Source organism: Ruegeria sp. YTSC106 (genome assembly GCF_059609765.1).
Genome location: NZ_JBXWMI010000015.1, coordinates 28907 through 47225, shown reverse-complemented (window position 1 = coordinate 47225; position 18319 = coordinate 28907). Strand labels below are relative to the sequence as shown.

16 protein-coding genes and 1 tRNA gene are annotated in these 18319 nt (G+C 57.2%); 5 read left to right on the top strand and 12 right to left on the bottom strand.

Features of this window, described 5'->3' with window-relative positions; genetic code table 11:
* Positions 1-8 precede the first annotated feature (8 nt).
* Both AC2FEB_RS18320 and AC2FEB_RS18315 read right to left on the bottom strand, forming a co-directional pair.
* Positions 9-674 (bottom strand): alpha/beta hydrolase, encoded by a 666-nt coding sequence (locus AC2FEB_RS18320; RefSeq protein ID WP_299893606.1) that lies wholly within the window; start codon positions 672-674, stop codon positions 9-11.
* Positions 671-1303 (bottom strand): DNA-3-methyladenine glycosylase family protein, encoded by a 633-nt coding sequence (locus AC2FEB_RS18315; RefSeq protein WP_299893608.1) that lies wholly within the window; start codon positions 1301-1303, stop codon positions 671-673. Before AC2FEB_RS18315 ends, AC2FEB_RS18320 begins: the two co-directional genes overlap by 4 nt.
* Before the next feature lie 97 nt (positions 1304-1400).
* Between AC2FEB_RS18315 and AC2FEB_RS18310 the strand changes: the two genes are divergently transcribed.
* Positions 1401-2627, top strand: coding sequence for an MFS transporter (locus AC2FEB_RS18310; RefSeq protein ID WP_496676074.1), 1227 nt, complete (start codon positions 1401-1403; stop codon positions 2625-2627).
* Here AC2FEB_RS18310 and AC2FEB_RS18305 read toward each other — a convergent pair whose 3' ends face one another.
* Genes AC2FEB_RS18305 through cysS form a run of 3 tightly spaced genes read right to left on the bottom strand, consistent with a single transcriptional unit; the run spans position 2628 to position 6681 of the window.
* Positions 2628-3404: a squalene/phytoene synthase family protein gene (locus tag AC2FEB_RS18305; protein ID WP_117868862.1), complete on the bottom strand. Its 777-nt coding sequence runs from the start codon at positions 3402-3404 to the stop codon at positions 2628-2630.
* Positions 3405-3406: 2 nt separating this feature from the next.
* A complete protein-coding gene (gene cimA, locus AC2FEB_RS18300) occupies positions 3407-5041 on the bottom strand; it encodes a citramalate synthase (RefSeq protein WP_496676076.1) in 1635 nt (544 codons plus the stop codon).
* Positions 5038-6681, bottom strand: coding sequence for a cysteine--tRNA ligase (gene cysS, locus AC2FEB_RS18295; RefSeq protein WP_496676078.1), 1644 nt, complete (start codon positions 6679-6681; stop codon positions 5038-5040). The genes cimA and cysS overlap by 4 nt, the downstream gene beginning before the upstream one ends.
* A 66-nt stretch (positions 6682-6747) precedes the next feature.
* Between cysS and AC2FEB_RS18290 the strand changes: the two genes are divergently transcribed.
* Both AC2FEB_RS18290 and AC2FEB_RS18285 read left to right on the top strand, forming a co-directional pair.
* Positions 6748-7245 carry an MmcQ/YjbR family DNA-binding protein gene (locus tag AC2FEB_RS18290; protein ID WP_496676081.1) on the top strand — a complete coding sequence of 166 codons (498 nt, stop codon included), beginning with the start codon at positions 6748-6750 and terminating at the stop codon, positions 7243-7245.
* Positions 7246-7301: 56 nt separating this feature from the next.
* Positions 7302-8489, top strand: coding sequence for a pyridoxal phosphate-dependent aminotransferase (locus AC2FEB_RS18285; protein ID WP_117868860.1), 1188 nt, complete (start codon positions 7302-7304; stop codon positions 8487-8489).
* Between the two features lie 8 nt (positions 8490-8497).
* Here AC2FEB_RS18285 and AC2FEB_RS18280 read toward each other — a convergent pair whose 3' ends face one another.
* Complete coding sequence (locus tag AC2FEB_RS18280; protein ID WP_496676083.1) at positions 8498-9028, bottom strand: outer membrane protein; 531 nt, start codon at positions 9026-9028, stop codon at positions 8498-8500.
* 400 nt (positions 9029-9428) lie between these two features.
* Between AC2FEB_RS18280 and AC2FEB_RS18275 the strand changes: the two genes are divergently transcribed.
* On the top strand, positions 9429-10973 hold the full coding sequence (locus tag AC2FEB_RS18275) for a trimethylamine methyltransferase family protein (RefSeq protein ID WP_496676086.1): 1545 nt from the start codon (positions 9429-9431) through the stop codon (positions 10971-10973).
* Positions 10974-11018: 45 nt separating this feature from the next.
* Here the strand turns inward: AC2FEB_RS18275 and AC2FEB_RS18270 are convergent, their stop codons facing one another.
* Positions 11019-11264 carry an EF-hand domain-containing protein gene (locus AC2FEB_RS18270; protein ID WP_117868858.1) on the bottom strand — a complete coding sequence of 82 codons (246 nt, stop codon included), beginning with the start codon at positions 11262-11264 and terminating at the stop codon, positions 11019-11021.
* A 540-nt stretch (positions 11265-11804) separates the two neighbouring features.
* On the bottom strand, positions 11805-15425 hold the full coding sequence (locus AC2FEB_RS18265) for a vitamin B12-dependent ribonucleotide reductase (RefSeq protein WP_496884250.1): 3621 nt from the start codon (positions 15423-15425) through the stop codon (positions 11805-11807).
* A 542-nt stretch (positions 15426-15967) separates the two neighbouring features.
* Between AC2FEB_RS18265 and AC2FEB_RS18260 the strand changes: the two genes are divergently transcribed.
* Complete coding sequence (locus AC2FEB_RS18260; protein ID WP_496676093.1) at positions 15968-16402, top strand: hypothetical protein; 435 nt, start codon at positions 15968-15970, stop codon at positions 16400-16402.
* A gap of 11 nt (positions 16403-16413) precedes the next feature.
* Here AC2FEB_RS18260 and AC2FEB_RS18255 read toward each other — a convergent pair.
* The 4 genes from AC2FEB_RS18255 to pdxH all read right to left on the bottom strand — a co-directional run bounded on the left by AC2FEB_RS18255 (position 16414) and on the right by pdxH (position 18261).
* Positions 16414-16490, bottom strand: a tRNA-Pro gene (locus tag AC2FEB_RS18255).
* Between the two features lie 43 nt (positions 16491-16533).
* Positions 16534-17001 (bottom strand): DUF192 domain-containing protein, encoded by a 468-nt coding sequence (locus AC2FEB_RS18250; RefSeq protein WP_496676095.1) that lies wholly within the window; start codon positions 16999-17001, stop codon positions 16534-16536.
* Positions 17002-17006: 5 nt separating this feature from the next.
* Entirely contained in the window at positions 17007-17513 is a 507-nt protein-coding gene (locus tag AC2FEB_RS18245) for a cold-shock protein (RefSeq protein WP_371415306.1), read from the bottom strand.
* A gap of 142 nt (positions 17514-17655) precedes the next feature.
* Positions 17656-18261 carry a pyridoxamine 5'-phosphate oxidase gene (gene pdxH / locus AC2FEB_RS18240; protein WP_117872743.1) on the bottom strand — a complete coding sequence of 202 codons (606 nt, stop codon included), beginning with the start codon at positions 18259-18261 and terminating at the stop codon, positions 17656-17658.
* Positions 18262-18319: the final 58 nt, after the last annotated feature.

Here is an 18319-nt window from a genome sequence, read left to right as displayed (position 1 = left end):
GATCACTTTTACAAGCTCAGTTTGTCGCGCATGAAGGCCAGCGCCACGCTGAGCCCATCCGGCGCGATACCGTGCCCCGTGCCTTTCATGACATGGGCATAGACCTCTTTGAAACCAGCAGCTTGCAAGGCTTCGGCCGCTTCCGGCAATGATTGAGGCGGGACAACGTCATCAGCGTCGCCATGCACCAGCAAGACAGGCATCTGGCTGACGGTTTCATCCGGCAGCATATCGGGCTCCAGCAAACGGCCTGAAAAGGCTACAACCCCGGCCACGGGATCTTCCCGGCGTGGTGCGACATGCAGGCTCATCATCGTGCCCTGGCTGAAACCAAACAGAACAACCTGTTCGGGCAGCACATCTTCGTCCACCATCAGCGCGTCCAGAAAGGCGTTGAAGTCCTCGACAGCCATTTCCATACCACGGCGGGCCTCATCCTCGGAAGACCCATCGATCCAAGGGATCGGGAACCACTGATACCCATTGGGCATTCCGGGGATCTGCTCGGGCGCGTCCGGGGCCACGAACAACGTGTCAGGCAGATGCTCGCCCAGCGGATCGGCCAAACCCAGCAGATCGGCACCGTTTGCGCCATAGCCATGCACGAACACCACGACCGAGCGCGTGTCTCCCGAAACAGGCTCTTTCCGGAGCGCATTCAAAACCCGTGTCATCTGATCCCTTCTCTTTGTTTTGCAACCCGGTAATAGGCCCACAGCACCCGCGCCGCAACCGAACGCCAGGGAGACCAGGCTTCGGCCATTATGCGCAATTTCTTGTCTGTCGGACGGTCAGGCAGGTCATAGAGGATACGCGCTGCTTCTTGCAGGGCGAGATCACCGGGTGCGATGACGTCCGCACGACCCAGTGAGAACATGGCATAGATTTCGGCTGTCCAGACACCGATACCCGGAACTTGCGTCAATGTAGCGACGACATCTGCGTCAGTTGCATCGCGCAGTGCCTTATAGTCGATGCGTGCTTCGGCCAGAGCCCGTGCATATCTGATCTTCTGCCGGCTCAGGCCAACTGCCCGCAGTTCTTCATCCGTCGCCCACATGATCTTGCGCGGGCCGGTCAGCTTGGCATCCCGAAGCCGTTTCCAGATCGCATTTGCCGAAGCCACACTCACCTGCTGGCTGACAATTGCACTCAGCAATTGCGCAAACCCGTCAGGGCGGCGGCGCAGCGGCAACGGGCCGGTCTGATCCATCGCGTAGGCCATGCGCGGACAGGATTGGGCCAGCCATTCGGCCCCTTCCGCAACACAGTCCGGTGTTTCGATGATGCGGCCTACGGACATGCGGCCTCCCTGCTCTGCTATCTCGGGCACGTTAGGCGCATGTGACGCAGATGCAACCCGGTTGTGCCTCAAACACTTAGCCGATAACCATTCGCCCATGACCATGATTTCAACCCTTCCGGACGACCGACGGGCCAAACGCAATGTGGCCGTGCTGGTGGCTGCCCAAGCCATACTGGGCGCGCAGATGCCCATGATGTTCATCGTTGGCGGACTTGCAGGTCAGTCGCTGGCCTCGAACCCCTGTTTGGCGACACTGCCGATATCCCTGATCGTTCTGGGATCGATGCTGGCGGCCACGCCGATCTCGGCCATCATGCAAAAATGGGGCCGTCGCGTCGGGTTTCTTGTTGGGGCAACCGCCGGCGCATTGGGCGGGCTGATCGGAGCCTATGGCCTGTTCCTTGGTTCCTTCCCCATCTTTCTTGTCGGCAGCCTGCTGACTGGTATCTACATGAGTGCGCACGGGTTCTACCGGTTTGCAGCAGCAGATACCGCGTCAGACGATTACCGCCCGAAGGCGATTTCATACGTCATGGCGGGCGGATTGGCGGCCGCCATCATCGGTCCACAGATCGTGAAGCTTACGTCTGAAGCTTACGTCATCCCTTTTCTGGGTACATATATGGCTGTAATCGGGATCAACGTTCTAGGCTCGGCCCTGTTCTTTTTTCTCGACATTCCCACGCCTGCGAAACCTGCGGCCGATGAACCCAAGGGGCGGTCACGGATCGAGCTATTGAAAACGCCCCGCATTGCCGTCGCGATCATCTGTGCCATGGTGTCTTATGCGCTGATGAATCTTGTCATGACCTCGACACCGCTTGCAGTTGTCGGTTGTGGGTTTTCGGCCAATGACGCGGCGGATATCGTGACAAGTCACGTGCTGGCAATGTATGTCCCCAGCTTCTTCACAGGGCACCTGATTGCCCGGTTTGGCGTTGAAAAGATCGTCGCTCTGGGCCTGGCCATACTTGCCGCATCAGGGGTGGTTGCACTGCAAGGCGTTGAACTTGGTAACTTTTTTGTCGCCCTTGTTCTTTTGGGCATTGGTTGGAACTTTGGTTTCATCGGCGCGACCACAATGCTGGCCGCATCTCATGAACCGCAAGAGCGTGGTCGGATGCAGGGCCTTAATGACCTGCTGGTGTTTGGTGGTGTGACACTTGCATCGCTGGCCTCGGGCGGGTTGATGAACTGCTCAGGCGGCTCTGCAATCGAGGGGTGGAATGCTGTTAACCTCGCCATGATCCCTTTGCTGACTCTGGCAGGCGGTGCATTGTTGTGGCTGGTACTGCGCCCGGCCGACCCCGAAAGCGTCTGATCACCAGCGCCCACTGCCGACGGTCCACATCAGGGACAGTCGCTGACGCATTTCGCCTTGTTCAAGCGTTCCTGCCGCCACACGCTCGGGCTGGGCGATGGCCTGCTTCAGAACCCATTCCGCAAGCCAACCTGCATACAGCGCGGGACGCGCATCAGGCGCTATGTCGTCCCGGTTTGATCGCGCCTTGCGCAATCGGTCCAAAGCAGATTGTGCCAGTTGCTGAACGCCCCCCGTCGTACCATCAAGCAAAGGTACGCGACCCCGCTTTTCCAGTTCGGGAATGGCGCGGAACCAATTTGCCACACCGACTCCGTACCCGAAATCGCGCAGCACGCTTTCCTCCGCCGCACCCAGCGCCTGAGCTGAGGCCACGAAAAGCGACCCGGAACTGTGATTGATATAAGCGTCAAAATGTTCCTGATCTTCAAACGGATCCCGATATATGTCCCAACGCCTTACAGCGATATATTCATCCAGAATACCTGCCAGATGCGGCGAGAGGACCCGGGACAGAGGCGTCACCACCTCATGCCTCCGAACTGCGGTGCCTTCTGCGATTTGCTGCAGCGCGTCGCGCCACCATTGCAACCGCATCTCGGCGATCATGGACTCTTGCGTCACCCAAGGCGCACGGGCGACTTCAACATTCAGCGCATAGACCGGAAACAACACCGACCGGGCCGACACCGGAGCCGCCATCGTCGCGCGGAACCTGTCAGGATCAGCCCGCTGCACCAGCGCGGCGCAGGCTTTGACATCATCGTCAAAGACCACGCTCACTCGGCCGCTGCCTTTTGCGGATCACAATCACGGACCAATTTCCATTGGATCGCATCCAGCAGCGCCTCAAAGGACGCATCAACTATGTTCGCGCTTACGCCAACGGTCGACCAACGTCGCCCCTGACCATCTTCGCTGTCGATAATGACGCGTGTCACCGCCTCGGTGCCGCCCTGGGTGATACGGACCTTGAAATCGACAAGGCGCATGTCCGACAAAATCTGCGAGTATTGACCCAAATCCTTCGCCAACGCCTTGGCCAGCGCGTTCACAGGCCCCCTGTCGTTGCCAGACTCGTCCATGGATTCGCTGACCGACAGTTTCTTTTCACCATCCACTTTCACCACAACGACAGCCTCGGACAGGCTGACCATCTTGTTGTATTTGTTTTTCCGCCGCTCAACGGTGACCTTGTAGCGCTTGACCTCGAAGAATTCTGGCAGTTGCCCCAGTTCATCCCGTGCCAACAGTTCGAAACTGGCCTGTGCGGTGTCATAGGAATACCCATCCGCTTCACGGTCCTTGATCCGTTCAAGGATTCGGCTCAATGCGGGATCACCGGATTCAACGCTCAACCCTGCTTCGGTCAGGCGTTTGCGCAGGTTCGACTGACCAGCCTGGTTCGACATAGGAATGATGCGTTCATTGCCTATGCTCGCCGGGTCCACATGCTCGTAAGTCGATGGGTCCTTGAGAATCGCGCTGGCGTGCAACCCCGCTTTGTGCGCAAAAGCCGATGCGCCGACATAAGCCGCCTGCTTGCTGGGAACCCGGTTCAGGACGTCATCCAACATGCGGCTGATGCGGGTCAGCCCGGCCAGCGCCTCAGGGCTGACGCCGGTTTCAAACTGCGACGCATAGGGTTCTTTCAACAGCAACGTCGGAATCAGGGCCGTCAGGTTCGCGTTGCCACAGCGTTCACCCAGCCCATTCAGCGTTCCCTGAATCTGCCGGGCACCTGCTTCGACGGCCGCCAGTGAACAGGCTACTGCATTCTCTGTATCGTTATGGGTGTGAATACCCAACCGTTCGCCCGGCAGGCCTGCTGCGATCACCTCTGATACAATCCGCCCGACCTCGGACGGCAACGCGCCACCGTTGGTGTCGCACAGCACAACCCAACGCGCACCCGCCTCCATCGCGGCCCGGCAAACTTCAGTCGCGTATTCCGGGTTGCCCTTGTACCCGTCAAAGAAATGTTCCGCATCGAACAGCGCCTCGCGCCCTTGCGCAACGATATGTGCCACCGAAGCACGAACGTTTTCCGTGTTCTCTTCAAGCGAAATACCAAGCGCATGGGTCACGTGATAGTCATGGGACTTGCCAACCAGACAAACGGCCTGCGTACCCGCATTCATCACCGCAGCCAGCACATCGTCATTCTCGGCCGAACGCCCCGCCCGTTTGGTCATGCCAAAGGCCGTCAACCGGGCCGCGGTCTTTGGGGCAGCCTCGAAAAACGCGCTGTCGGTGGGGTTGGCGCCGGGCCAGCCGCCTTCGATGTAATCCACCCCCAATGCGTCCAGCGCCTGTGCGATCTGTACTTTTTCAGCGGTCGAAAACTGCACGCCCTGCGTCTGCTGCCCGTCACGCAGGGTGGTGTCATAAAGATAGAGGCGTTCTCTGGTCATTTGCCTCTCTCCAATTCTCGCTTCAATTCTCTTAGACGAGACTGAACAAACGCAAAGCTCGGCTTTGTACGCCAAGCGGGAGCAACATCAAGTTGAGAAACATCAGAAAAGTGAACTCCTGCTTCCTTGGCGTCATCCAACGCATGCTGCAATTCGATACTGTTTCCAGAGGCAAATGCCGCTCTGACTTGATGAAAATATGGCAATGCATCGAGTTCGTCTTTTTCAATCGACCAGGAAGCAACATTATTTCCGTCTTTTATTTTTACGCCAGCAGCTTTGAAACCGTCTCGGATCATATCAGCCTGCGCCCAATTTTTTTCTGTCCTTGCTTGGGACCTCACCATCAAGAGTTCTTGGATCAAGTCATCCAACTCCTCGCCAATCTGCGATGTTTGTGCCCACGCCCCCGCCTCAGGTAACAGCAAACCCAGCAATTGCGCACTTGCCAAGAAGTTCTGCAGCAAACCTGAAGTTAGATTCATAGGTTCATTCAGTGCTGTTTTTTGACGGCTTATCTGACGCTCCAAACGGTAAAGTTCTGTCATAGCACCTGCAGTGTTCAAGTCATCAGCTAAAGCCTCGACAACAGCAGGTGCCGCGCTGGCAGCGGGTTCGATGCCCGATGTCAGCGCCCGCCACTTGCGCAGCGTCGCCTCTGCCTCACGGGCCTTCTTCTCGGTCCAGTCCATCGGCTTGCGATAATGCGTCTGCAGGAAAACGAACCGGATCACTTCGCCCGGAACGCCCTGCTCCAGCAGATCATGCACGGTAAAGAAATTGCCCAGCGATTTGGACATCTTCCTGCCTTCGACCTGCAACATCTCATTGTGCAGCCAGACCCGCGCGAATTCACCATGCGGGTGCGCGCATTTGCTCTGCGCGATCTCGTTCTCGTGGTGCGGGAACATCAGGTCGTTGCCGCCACCGTGGATATCAAAACTCTCGCCCAACAACTCATAGCTCATGGCCGAGCATTCGATGTGCCACCCCGGACGTCCCCGCCCCCATGGGCTGTCCCAGCCCGGCAGTTCATCAGTTGACGGTTTCCACAGAACGAAATCCATCGGGTTCTTCTTGTAGGGCGCCACCTCGACCCGCGCGCCTGCGATCATGTCGTCCACCGAGCGCCCCGACAGTTTTCCGTAGCTCTCTTTCCAACTGTCGACAGCAAACAGAACATGGCCTTCGGCGGCATAGGCATGGCCCTTGGCGATCAGATCTTCGATCATTGCGATCATCTGAGCAATGTACTGGGTCGCGCGCGGCATCTCGGTTGGCTCCAACGTGCCCAAAGCACCCATATCATGCAGGTACCAGCCGATGGTTTCATTAGATCGTTCCTGCACCAACTGCTCGAGCGTTCCTTCGGCCCCGGCCTGCTTGCGCTTGAGGGCGGTCGCGTTGATCTTATCGTCCACGTCTGTGAAGTTGCGCACATAGGTCACGTGTTCTGCGCCGTAGACATGGCGCAACAGACGATAAAGAACGTCGAACACCACAACCGGGCGGGCGTTGCCCAGATGCGCGCGGTCATAGACCGTCGGACCACAGACATACATCCGCACGTTTTCAGGATCGATCGGCACGAAGTCTTCTTTCGTCCGCGTCCGCGTGTTGTGCAGCTTGATCGTCGTCATCGGTCGGGCTCCTAGGAAACAGCAAATGCTTGCGCGTTGGCGCGGGCTTAGCAACTTGTCTCAGGGATGAAAACGAAAGAAACCGGCCCGCTTGATAAATCAGCAGGTAATGCAGCAGATAATGATGCAGGTCACCGGGTTCATATCCCATCGGTTATCATGGCGTCACCCTCAAGCCAAGCATTGAGTTTACTCGAACGCTTCGGCACAGTGCCGGTCATGGATCGAAACTACGTCAATTTCATCTGCAAAGAACTCCCCGGAGCCGAACTGTCGGACCCGTGGGGCGGCGGGCATGACGCCTGGAAAATCGGCGGCAAGATGTTTGCCTGTATCGGAATTGCAAATGACGGCGTGTCGGTCAAAACGCCCGACGTTGAAACGGCGCAGATGGTGATCGATGCTGGTGTCGGAATGAAAGCCCCCTATTTTCACCGTAGCTGGGTCCGCCTGCCGTTTGATGCCGAAACAGACGAGCTGCGCCATCGTTTGACGGTTTCATATGACCTCGTTCGCGCGTCGTTGACTAAAAAACTTCAGGCGACCTTGCCACCGCGAAGCTGATTGACAAACCGTTTCTGCTCTGCCCCATTCAGCGCAAGGCAACCAGGGGCGATGGTATGAAATTGTCTGAACGCATCACGCAGATCACCGGCGGCGGCAGCGACGGCTGGGACGTGTTTTACCGCGCCCGCCGGATGCTGAGCGAAGGACTAGCCGTAACCGAGCTGACAATCGGTGAACATGACACCCGAACCGACCCTTCGATTCTTCAGGCGATGGAGCTCTCGGCCCGCAACGGCCATACAGGTTACGCGATGGTGCCCGGCACGGACCTGCTGCGCGACACGGTTGCCGCACGGGTTCAGACCCGCACAGGTGTTCCTACCTCGCGGAAGAACGTTCTGATCACCCCCGGCGGGCAAGCCGCCCTGTTCGCGTCACATATGGCCGTGTGCGACCCCGGTGATGTGGGCCTGTTCCTCGACCCTTACTATGCCACCTATCCCGGAACAATTCGGGGCGTTGGCGCTGTTGCCCGCGCGGTTCAAACCACCGCTGAAGACGCTTTCCAGCCCAAAGCCGAGTGGATCGACGCTGCTGCTGAAGGCGCTGTTTCGCTGTTGATCAACACGCCAAACAATCCGACCGGTGTGGTCTATTCCCGTCAATCGCTGGAGGAGGTCGCCGATGTCTGCCAGCGGCGCGATCTCTGGCTGATTTCGGATGAGGTTTACGACACGCAGGTCTGGGACGGCGAACACATTTCTCCGCGTACGCTGCCCGGCATGGCAGAACGCACACTTGTGGTTGGATCCATGTCCAAGTCCCACGCCATGACCGGGTCGCGGTGTGGATGGGTCGTCGGCCCCAAGGAGGTCATCAGCCATCTGATCAACCTGGCCACCCACACCACCTACGGCGTTCCCGGGTTCGTGCAGGATGCCTCCAGTTATGCGCTGACCGCAGGTGTTGAACTGGAAGAAAAGATCGCCGCCCCGTTCCGCCGTCGACGTGCCCTGGCAATGGATATACTGGCCTCGCAAAACACCGTAGGCCTCGTACCTACGCAGGGTGCCATGTATCTGATGCTGGATATCCGCGCGACCGGGTTGTCGGGGGACGCGTTTGCCAACGCGCTGCTGAACGCACACAGAATTGCCGTCATGCCCGGCGAAAGCTTCGGCAAGGCTGCTACCGGGCACATACGGGTTGCCATGACCGTGGAGGATGAACGCTTTGCAGTGGCGCTGAAAACGCTTTGTACTTTCGCGTCACAACTTGCGAGGAAGCACGCAGCAGAATAGACCGTTTGTCAGAAACGGAATGTTGTACGCAGATTGAAGACGTTGGAATCCAAGCCACCGGTGGATCGGGTAACATCATCGAAGTCTTGCCGCAGCGCTTCACCGCTGATGACAAAATTCTCACCAATCGGATAAGCAATGCCGATTCCGTAAACGGCGGCGGTATCGCTATCGACGGATGTTTCGGCCCGTGCCGCGCCAACGACCACATACCCCAGCGCACTGCCGAAATCGTACCCGCCACGCAATTTCAAACGGGTCATGCTGTCCAGGCTTCCCTGAGACTGGTTTAGGTTCAGGGACAGGCGGTTGTATTCAAGTTCACCGCCAAGAACGAAATTCCCGAAGTCCTGATCATAGCCTACATGCGCCCCAAAAGAAGTGTCATCTCCGCTTGATCCCCCCGGTCCATCCGCATCCGCGTATCCAAAGCTGAGCCCTATGTAGCCGCCTGTCCAATCCTCTGCCAAACCAGAGCTGGCGCTGACGATCAGAGCCGCAGCAATCAGGGCAGGAAGAGGTTTAAAAGTCTGGTTCAACGCAACTTCGCTCGGGCTTCAGATCATGTGTTAGGTTCAAAATTAACTGGGATCGCTTTTGTCGGAATTCAATTCCCTGCACGTAAAGCTCAAGGGTAAGTGAATGCAGTATAACAGATTTCAGTCATCGCGGGAGAAAATCTGTCTCAGAAATCCGTCAGAGTTTTGTTGGGCAGATATTTGCTGAAGTAAATTCCGTTGAGGTCGCAAACAGAACAGAATGCGTCGCCGTGTTTTGGAATTCTTGCGCCAAACGTTGAGAGGCGGAATGACGGACCACGACTGGAAAATCAGCCTGATCAGCCGCACCATTGGTGCGGACAGGGGGCGTGCAGCGAGAGGGCGGCCGTAAGCGGCCATTAGCCAGTCCCCAAACATCTCTCAACGATCGGAAAAAGAAATGAACGACCAATCCCGCAACACCTCGCGCAGCGGCGGACGCGCAGCGCGTCGCGCGGCCCGTGCCACTGCATTGCCTGATCATCTGCGCCCCGTGCGCCCCGGTATGGAAGGCGGCGTTCTGAATGTCCTGACACAGGCACAGATAGAACGTATCCACGAGGCCGCCCTGACAGCACTTGAGACTATTGGTCTTGCCGACGCTCCGCAAAGCGGAATCGACTATTTGGTCGGTGCAGGCTGTATTTTGGGTGATGATGGCCGCATCCGCTTTCCCCGTGCCCTTGTCGAAGACACGATCGCAAAAGCGAACCGCAAGGTTACGTTGTACAGCCGCGATGGAAAGACCGATCTGGAACTGGCAGGTACCAAAGTACATTACGGCACGGCTGGCGCCGCCGTTTCCATGGTCGACGTTCATGGTCGTGAATATCGCGATTCAACCGTGCAGGACCTGCATGATGCCGCACGCATCTGCCAGCAGCTTGACAATATTCACTTTGTTCAACGCCCCATGGTCTGTCGCGATATCGCCGACAACCTTGAAATGGACCTGAACACGATCTACGCAAGTTGTTCGGGAACGTTCAAACATATCGGCACGTCCTTCACAGAACCAAGCCACGTCGCCCCCGCGATGGAGATGATCTACATGATCGCGGGCGGCGAAGACAAATATCGCGAGCGCCCTTTTGTCTCGAACTCGAACTGCTTCGTCGTCCCGCCGATGAAATTCGCCACAGAAAGCTGTGAAGTGATGGAGGAGTGCATCAAGGCCGGTATGCCGGTGCTGTTGCTGTCAGCCGGGATGGCTGGTGCCACCGCGCCATCGACAATCGCCGGTGCAATCGCCCAGGCGACAGCGGAATGCCTTGCTGGTCTGGTTTATGTAAATGCCGTAAGCCCCTGTGCCCCGGCAATTTTTGGCACTTGGCCCTTTGGCCTTGATCTGCGAACTGGCGCAATGTCCATCGGTTCGGGTGAACAAGCCCTGTTGACGGCAGGTTGTGCCCAGATGCACCGTTTCTACGATTTGCCGGGAGGCGCAGCAGCCGGTGCATCAGATTCGAAGCTGCCTGACATGCAAGCCGGATGGGAACAGATGTGCTCGAACGTGATGGCGGGGTTGTCCGGGTTGAACATGGTTTATGAGGCCGCTGGTATGCACGCTTCTCTGCTGGGCTTCTGCTTTGAAAGCCTCATTCTCAGCGACGACCTGATCGGTCAGGCACAGCGCTGTGTGCGCGGGATCGAAGTGACGGATGAAACCTTGGCACTGGATCAGATCGCATCCGTATGCATGGGGGGACCTGGTCATTATCTGGGAACAGATGCAACCCTCAGCCGGATGCAGGCTGACTATGTCTATCCGACGTTTGGCGACCGCTCTTCCCCCAAGGAGTGGGTGGAGCTCGGTAAGCCGGATCTGGTTGAAAAGGCAACTGCCCGCAAGGAAGAGATACTGTCCACCCCGTCAGCGGCCCGGTTCGACCCGCTGCTTGACGCGGAGCTTCGGGAAAAGTTCAACATTCACTTGCCGATATAGCATCTGAAAAAGCGGCCCGATGAGTGTCGGGCCGCCCTTTCTTGTTTACCCGTTGCTGGGCGGAAGCAATCCTGCCTCTTGTGCAACGGCCACCTCATCAGCGTCCAGCGCCCCGTCGCCGTTTGCGTCCATCGCCGAGAACGTGTCGGCGTCAACGTCGGGCAACACGGCCTGGATTTCCTCGATGGTCAGAACGCCATCGCCATTGGCATCGGTTGAGGACTGCGCCGAGAGCACTCCCGGCAGGGTCAGAGCAGCGATGGAAATCCCAATCAAATACTGCGGTTTCATTTTGGTGCCTCCTGGATAGGTTGATTATGTCTTCGTCCGGACAGGCCCCAGAAACACCGCAACAGCCACGCGCGTCACCCGTTTTGCGCGATCGGGAGGAAATCGCGCCAATCCTTGCGTGTTTGACCGAGTCGGAGTCGCGAAGCGCCGCCGGGCAAAACTCCGCCAGACCCATTTCGGCGGGACATGCCCGAAAGGCATTGCCTGATCCGGCAAGACTGCGCTTATCCGAGCAGCTCGGCGCAAAAAAGAAAGGGGGCCGAAGCCCCCTGTCAGTTTCGCCATCCAGGCTCATTTCGTTGACCGCCCGGTATTTTTTTGCCTGCGGCCTGGACGTCGCATGGAACGAGCGCACCCGTTCCGTGAAAGAGTGGGAAGGAGCAAGTATTCCGCCCCACCCTGTTCCCGGCCAACACGGGCATGTCGGCCGAGTGGAGAAAGGTCAATTGGTAAGTTTTGTGTCCTTTCTCCGTGTTCGTCGGGGTCGGTTACCTAGGGCAGCGTCCGACCCCTACGCCCCGGGGTGCCGGGGCGTTGTTCTCAGCTACACCCGCTTGTCGCGCCGCAGGTGTTGCACTTCATGCAGGTGCCGTTGCGCACCAGCGTGTAGTTTCCGCATTCACCACAAGGGTCACCTTCATAACCCTGCATCTTGGCCTTTGTGCGGGCGTCCATGCTGGTGGCCACCGCCGTTTCGGCTGGCGGTTCTTCGAAAGCAGCTGCGGGTTCGGCCATGCCATTCAATTCAGCCTGGCCAGCATTGAACACAGCCAGATCCTGTGGCAAGCGCTTACGCAGATACCCAGTCGAGCTGATTTGTTTCAACACTTCCAAAGACTTGGACGCGGCACTTTCGCTGATTTCAGAGACGTTCGAGACACCCTCGTCTTCACCGCGACCCAGATCGTCAAAGGTAGCGCCCTCGGGTTTCACATGGGCCAGATCGGTGCGATCCAGGTAGGACACGGCCAGTTCGCGGAAGATGTAATCCAGGATCGACGTCGCATTCTTGATCGAATCGTTACCCTGCACCATCCCCGCCGGTTCGAACTTGGTGAATGTGAACGCATCCACGAACTCTTCCAGCGGCACGCCATATTGCAGGCCAACCGACACGGCGATGGCGAAGTTGTTCATCATCGCCCGGAAGCCAGCGCCTTCCTTGTGCATGTCGATGAAAATCTCGCCCAACTGACCGTCTTCGAACTCACCTGTGCGCAGGTACACCTTGTGGCCACCGACGATTGCCTTCTGGGTATAGCCCTTGCGGCGATGCGGCAGTTTCTCGCGATGGCTGCGGATGATCTCTTTGACCACAACCTTCTCGATCACCTTTTCTGCCAGGACGACGGCCTTTTCCTGCATCGAACCGCTTTCCAGCACTTCTGCCGCCTCGTCGTCATCCTCGACCAGTGCAGCCGCCAGTGGCTGCGACAGTTTCGAGCCGTCACGATAAAGCGCGTTGGCCTTCACACCCAACGACCAGCTGAGTTCATAGGCTTTCTGGCAGTCTTCGATGGTCGCGTCATTCGGCATGTTGATCGTTTTCGAGATCGCACCCGAGATGAAGCTCTGTGCCGCCGCCATCATGGTGATATGACTGTCAACTCCAAGGAAACGCTTGCCTTTCTTGCCACACGGATTGGCGCAATCGAAGATCGAGTAGTGATCTTCCTTCAGATGCGGCGCACCTTCCAGTGTCATGGTTCCGCAAACGTGGTCATTGGCTGCCTCGATATCCGCACGGGTAAAGCCCAGATGCCGCAGCAGATCGAAGGTCGGATCGTTCAGTTTAGTCGCCGGGATGCCAAGAACGCCCGTGCAGAAATCTTCACCCAGTGTCCATTGGTTGAAGACGAAACGGATGTCGAAGGCGCTTTCCAGCGCGGCGTCCACCTTTGCCAGTTCATTCGGGCCAAAGCCGTGACCGGTCAGCGAGGTATGGTTGATCCCCGGCGCGTTGCCGATGGTGCCGTGACCTACGGCATAGGATACGATCTCTTCGATCTGCGACGAGGAATAGCCCAGCTTTTCCAGCGCCGAAGGCACCGAGCGGTTGATGATCTTGAAGTAGCCGCCACCGGCCAGCTTCTTGAACTTCACCAGTGCAAAGTCAGGCTCAATCCCGGTGGTGTCGCAATCCATCACCAGACCAATGGTGCCGGTTGGAGCAATCACGGTGGCCTGCGCGTTGCGATAGCCGTTCTTCTCACCAAGGCTCAGCGCCTCATCCCAGGCTGACATGGCCAAATCGACCAAACGTTTGTCGGGGCAGTTGCCATGATCCAGCGGCACTGGCTTGACCGCCAGTTTCTCGTATCCGTCTGTCACGCCTTGCGCCGCACGGCGATGGTTGCGGATGACGCGCAGCATGTGGTCCGCGTTGCGCTCATAGCCTGTGAACGGGCCAAGCTCACCGGCAATCTCGGCCGAGGTCGCATAGGCCACGCCGGTCATGATCGCAGTCAGCGCGCCACAGATCGCCCGACCCTCGTCCGAGTCGTAGCTGTAGCCCATGTTCATCAGCAATCCGCCGATATTGGCATAGCCCAGACCCAAGGTGCGGAAGTCATAGGACAGTTGCGCAATTTCTTTCGACGGGAACTGCGCCATCGTCACCGAGATTTCCAGCGTCAGGGTCCACAGGCGTGAGGCATGCATATAATCCGCTGCTTGGAACTCTCCATCCTTGAGGAAGGTCAGCAGGTTCATCGACGCCAGATTACAGGCCGTGTCGTCAAGGAACATGTATTCCGAGCACGGGTTCGAGCCGCGGATCTCACCATCTTCGGGGCATGTGTGCCATTCGTTGACCGTGTCGTGGAACTGGATGCCCGGATCAGCACAAGCCCATGCGGCGTGACCAACCTTTTCCCAAAGATCGCGCGCCTTGACGGTCTTTGCGACTTTGCCATCGGTGCGGTTGATCAGCTGCCAGTCCGCGTCTTTCTCGACAGCAGTCAGGAACGCGTTGGTCACGCGGATCGAGTTGTTCGAGTTCTGGCCCGAGACCGAGCTGTAAGCGTCCGAATCCCAGTCTGTATCATAAGTCGGGAACTCGATGCTGTCGTGGCCCTGCTTGGCGTAATCCAGAACGCGTTTGATATAAGTTTCCGGGATCGCGACCTTTTTTGCCTCTCGAACGGCCGTTTTCAACGCGTCGTTCTTTTTCGGATCGTAGGCATCTTCCTGCGCGCCGTCCCACGTGCGGATAGCCTCGAAAAGGCCGTTCAGCATCTTCTCGTGCATCTTCGATCCGGCAACGATCGAGGCCACCTTCTGCTCTTCAATCACCTTCCATTCGATGAATTTCTCGATGTCAGGGTGATCTGCATCAACGATCACCATCTTTGCTGCCCGACGGGTTGTCCCGCCTGATTTGATCGCGCCAGCGGCGCGGTCGCCGATCTTGAGAAAGCCCATCAACCCCGAAGACTTACCGCCACCCGACAGCGCCTCGCCTTCTGCACGCAGATGGCTGAAGTTGGTCCCGGTGCCCGAGCCGTATTTGAACAGGCGCGCCTCGCGCACCCACAGATCCATGATGCCGCCTTCGTTCACCAGGTCGTCATCAACCGACTGGATGAAGCAGGCATGCGGCTGCGGATGTTCATAGGCCGATTTCGACTTGGTCAGCTTGCCGGTCTTGTAGTCGACATAGTGGTGCCCCTGCGCCGGTCCGTCGATGCCATAGGCCCAGTGCAGGCCAGTGTTGAACCATTGCGGAGAGTTCGGTGCCGCGCGCTGGGACGCCAGCATATAGCGCATCTCGTCAAAATAGGCACGCGCGTCTTCCTCGGTCGAGAAATAGCCGCCCTTCCAGCCCCAATAGGCCCAGGCACCGGCCAGACGATCGAACACTTGCTTCGACGATGTTTCTCCTTCGAACTCTGCGCCCTCAGCCGGAACCGAGCGCCACAGAAATTCGGGAACATCTTTTTCTTTCACTTTCTTGAGCTTGGTGGGCACCCCCGCCTTGCGGAAGTATTTCTGCGCAATTACATCGCTTGCGACCTGCGACCAGCTGGAAGGGACTTCGACGTCATCCAGCCGAAAAACAATTGTACCGTCCGGATTTCGGATTTCAGACGTTGCGGACACAAAATTCAGTTCCGCATAGGCGTCCTGATCCGATTTGGTGAATTTTCTTTCAATCTTCATGTCCGCAGCCCTGGTTAATACAGCTCAATTTCCGATTCCCGACACCAAATCTTGTGTTGCAGGGTGTCGCCCACAACGCCCTGAGAAGCGTGCAAAAAGGTACTGTTCGCTGCCTGAGACAGCGTAAAGCCGCTAGTGCGACCGCACGTAAATCGCTTGTGCTTATCCGACCCTCGCCCGCTGCCTTTTCCGGTTTAAACACCAGATATTGTGGCACTCTCGTTGGCTCATACAATTTGACGTATATTCCCATAGTAGGTCAACGCCCTTTTTCGGTCATTTTTGAAATCTTTTATATTGACCTGACCGTTGTGTAAGCCCGTCTGCGAGCGGGCGGCGATTCCTCCACAGCTTCATCCACGGCAAATTTCCGCCGACGCCTGGAAGGCTCACAACGAATTCCCGTTTTTACCAGCATAGTTATCAGCATTTGATCAACTAATGGCATGCTGGTTACGCTGAACGAGAATCAACACCGTTCGGGCAGACGGACCCGCGCCCTGCACAAAACGGTGCCCCCAAGAGGGAGGAGACTCAAACGAATGAAGTTGTTTCAGTCTATCCCGGCGGTAGCCTGCATCGTGGCGTGCGCACCACAAGATGTGCCCATCGCGTCACGCAGCGCACAGTTTGACACCTTCCCTCAGCGCCTGTTCGACACGTTTGAAACCAGTTGTTCGGGCCCCGGCGAGTCTTTCAAGAAAATCAGGAATCAAGTTTTTGAATGCAGTGAATTCCTGCCTCCCAAGGCGACGGCTTATCTGATTCTGAACTATGACGGCCATCCGCAGGATCTTCCTCAAAGTGTCATGCGCCTTACATCAACGAAAACAAACGCCGGATATCGCGTAGACGCACGCGTTTTCTTCCACGTGCCGCAAAAATCCGGCACCGCAGTTGAAGTTCCAGTTGAAAGCAAGGTTTTGGACCAGGCCATCAGCGAGCTCTACCAGTCAATGGGAGGCTCGCCGAATTAGCTTGATGGAAATGGTCGGGGCGGCAGGATTCGAACCTACGACCCCCTGTACCCAAAACAGGTGCGCTACCAGACTGCGCCACGCCCCGGACCGTGCGCCTTCCTAACGATGCCGATCTGATTTGAAAAGCCCTAACAGGGCCAAATTGCGGGTCCTTGCGAAAAAATTTCGTGCTTCATCTCTGTCCCGGGCGCGATGGAGTAGCGCGCAGACAATCCGCCATTAATTTCCAACACCGCAAAAACGGAATCGCCCCCTTCAATCGGCGTAAGATCACCCGGAATCGCCCCTTCATGCACACGCGTCACCAAACCGGTGCGATCCACAAAAATCATATCAAGCGGGATCAGGGTGTTCTTCATCCAGAAGGCAACAGGCTGCGGCGGATCAAACACGAACAACATGCCGGATCGAGTCGGCAACGATTCGCGAAACATCAATCCGCGGGCTCTCTCCTGCGGCGTGACAGCGACTTCGACGTTAAACTGCACCGTCGCACTGTCATTTCTGAGCGTCACCCGGTCCGACCTGCATGCAGCAACAGCACTTCCTGCCCACAACGTTAAGAATATGGTCAAGACTGCCAGAATCCGTTTCATGCGGTTCAGCTATCCAATGCTGCTTCCCAGGCCAGAACCTGCGCGGCCATCCGGCCACGCTTGCCGTCGATCACTCTCATGGCCAGCGCTTCGCCGGGCTGAAGATCAGCGAGCCCCGAGCGGCGCAACACCTCAATGTGAAGGAATACGTCTTCGTTACGCCCAAAGACATTCGCAAATCCGAAACCTTTGCCTTTGTCGAACCACTTTACCCGCGCGGCTTCCAGGGGCGCTTCTGCAATAACCTCCGGATCCAGCTCGGCGAAGTCGGCAAGCATCATCGAGTCGGTCCGCGCCGGCGGATCAATGGCGACAACCTCTACCGCCTGAACCCCCCGGTCCGTGCGGTGAGTCATGATTTCAATGCTGGCACCGTCCGCAACCGAGCTCTGGCCGAAATTGCGCAGAACATTCACGTGCAACAGGATATCAGGGCCGCCCTCTTCGGACACAACAAAGCCATACCCCTTGGCAGGGTCGAACCATTTTACGTGTCCACGGACGCGGTACATGTTGTTCAGGTCTTCTGGCACGGTTTTCCCATCGCGAATATCAACAGTTCGTTAAGGGTTTGTTGTTTATGGGAATGGCAGGCAAATTCAAGCTGAAAAAATCCTTTATTTTCTGCTTGTTGCATTTCACGACACGTGAACGTCATGGATTCAACCTTTCAACATGCCACGCCGATCCCGGCTCAATTCGTTGCCATCTGAACCGATCATGCAAGCGGAATGCTCCATCGGCCCAGAACTCAATCTCTGTAGGCGTCAATCTGTACCCGCCCCAAAATGGCGGACGCGGTGGATTCGGCCCAAGTTTCGCGGTCACTTTTGCGACCTCTGCCATCAAAGCTGTCCGGCTCGAAAGCGGTTGCGACTGCTTTGAAGCCCACGCGCCCAGCCGGCTTTTCAATGACCTTGATGCATAATACTCATCTGCCTGGGGCCCGTTTTCACGACTTATTGTACCACGAACACGAAGTTGACGCCGCAAAGATTTCCAATGCATCACAAACGCAGCTTTTCCGGCGGTGTCCAGTTCTCTGGCTTTGGCACTTTCGTAGTTGGTAAAGAAAACAAACGAATCCGCTTCGATTTCCTTCAACAACACCATGCGTGCATTGGGCAAGCCATCCGGGTCAACGGTTGCAAGCGCAATCGCATTCGGATCGTTCAGTTCGGTTTCTTCAGCCTCAGCCAACCACCGGGCCGCTATTTCAAACGGATCGGAGCCAGCAAAGATGCCATCACGCTCGGTCATTTCCATCCCCTGGAAAGTATTAACGACGAACCTAAGGCGAGAACCCGCTGCGGGCAAG